Below are 2,264 nucleotides of genomic sequence, written 5' to 3'. Positions count from 1 at the left end.
ATGCCGTCGCCGGACGCGGGCTGCCGCCCGGCCCCGTCCGGGCCGCCCGCGCGAAAACCGCTGCCGCGCCGGCCGCAAGCCGGCGGCCGGTCTATATACTTGTGCCGTCCCGTCGACGCGAGCCGCCGCTTATGGATTTGCGCATTGCCAGCATTCGCCGCTTCCTCTACAGCCACTATTTCTTCGGAGGAGTGCGCCAGGGCGTCGGCATGCTGCTGCCCGTGCTGGTCGTGGGGGGCCTGCTCGGCCACTACACCACGGGGCTGGTCGCCACCTTCGGCGCCCAGTGCCTGGCCATCATCGACCAGCCCGGCGGGCCGCACCGGCACCGCATCAACGAAATGCTGGGCGGCGCCCTGCTGGGCACCTTCACCGTCATCGTCACCGGGCTGGCCTCCACCTACCCGCTGATGCTGTGGCTGGTGGTCATCGCGCAGTGCTTCGCCTATTCCATGTTCACGGTGTTCGGCAAGCGCGGCGGGCTGATCGGCTTCGCCGGCCTGCTCCTCATGACGCTCACCATGCACTCGCCGCTCGAACCCGACGAGGTGCTGGCCCACGCGGCCGCCACGCTGGGCGGCGCGCTGTTCTACGTGGCGTTCAGCCTGGGCTTCAGCCGCCTGCTGTGGCTGCGCGAAGAGCAGCAGGCCATGTCGGTGGCGCTCTTCGCCACCGCCGACTACGTGGCCGCGCGCGCCGCCTTCTACGACGAAACCACCGATCTGGACGAGTGCTACCGCGACGTGATCCAGCGCCAGTCCGTCATGACGGAAAAGCACCAGGCCGCGCGCGACATGGTGCTGCGCGCGCTGCCGCGCGGCAAGGGCGTGGGCGACCGGCGCCGCGTCATGCTGTGGAACATGTTCGTGGACATGCTCCAGCTGCTGGACACCCTGGTGGCCACGCATACCGACTACGCGGCCCTGCGCCGCACCCTGGCGGGCAACGACTGCCTGATCTTCATGCGCGACGCCCTGGTGAAGATGTCGCTGGAGCTCAACCGCATCGCGCTGGACGTTTCGCGCGGCAGGCAGGTGCAGTACCGCAGCAGCGCCAAGGCGGAACTGCGCGCCATCGAATACGAAATCGAGCAGCTGAGACAGCAGGGGCTGGGCGAGCGCGAGCCGGAAATGCTCGCGCTCATCATCCAGGTGCTGCGCCGGCTGCGCAATTCGGCGCGCATCGTCGACCGGCTGGCCGACCACACGGCGGCCTCGCCCGACGCCAAGCCCACCGACACCCTGCGCATCAACAAGTCGCTCACGCGGTTCATTTCGCGGCAGGAGTTCCGCTTCGGCCTCATCACCAGCAACCTGCGCCTGGACTCGCCGCACTTCCGCTACGCGCTGCGCGTGACGGCGGCGGCGGCCATCGCCATGACGCTGGCCAGCCGCTGGCTGTCGCCCGCCTTCTCGGCGCACAACTACTGGATCATGCTGACCATCATCATCATCATGAAGCCGGGGTTCGCGCTGACCCGCCAGCGCAACGGCTGGCGCCTGATGGGCACCCTCATCGGCTGCCTGTGCGCACTGCTGCTGTTCAACTTCACCGCCCGCCCCGCCGTCCTGTTCGCCGCGCTGCTGGGCGCGTGCATCATGGGCAACAGCCTGGTCCAGCTCAATTACATGGCCAGCGCCATCTTCAACACCCTGTTCGTGGTGCTGGTGTTCCACTTCGTGTCGCCGGGAACCGTCTCGCTCGACGTGATCGGCGAGCGCGCGCTGGACACCCTGCTGGGCTGCGCGCTGGCCCTGGTGTGCAGCTACATCCTGCCGTGGTGGGAAGCGCGCTATCTCAAGCCGCTGGCCGCGGCGGCCACGCGCGCCAATCGCGAGTACCTGCTGGCCGGCCTGCGCTACGTGGAGGCCATGCAGGCGCATGGCGCGCCGGTGGGGCGTTCCGCTGCCGACACGCCCGCCGTCAGCGAAGCCGACATCGCCTGGCGCCTGGCGCGCAAGAACGTGCACATCGCCTTCAGCAACTTCGCCGAGGCGTTCTACCGCATGATGAGCGAGCCCAAGTCGCACCAGGTCAACGTGCCGGAACTGAATAACCTGCTGATCCAGAACCACGTGCTCGCCTCGCAGATCACGGCGGCGATCCCGATCCTGGCCGCCCTGCCCGCCACGCCGGAGCCCGTGGCCCGGGCGCTGGCCGGCATGGCCGAGCAACTGGACGAGAACCAGCCCGACCCCCGCCCCCAGCAGCCCGCCCTCGACACCTCGGGCGAGCTGGCGGCGCTGGCCTATCCGCTCAAGCAG

Annotated in this window: 1 protein-coding gene; it reads left to right on the top strand. The window is 69.0% G+C overall.

Annotation, left to right across the window (positions count from 1 at the left end; translation table 11 throughout):
* Positions 1-131: 131 nt before the first annotated feature.
* On the top strand, positions 132-2,264 hold a 2,133-nt coding region (locus tag AD428_RS24035), incomplete at its 3' end, for an FUSC family protein (protein ID WP_053246826.1).

The sequence above is a fragment of the Achromobacter sp. DMS1 genome (assembly GCF_001270295.1).
Note: the sequence above shows the minus strand (reverse complement) of the source record. Positions and strands in the feature narration are given on the sequence as shown.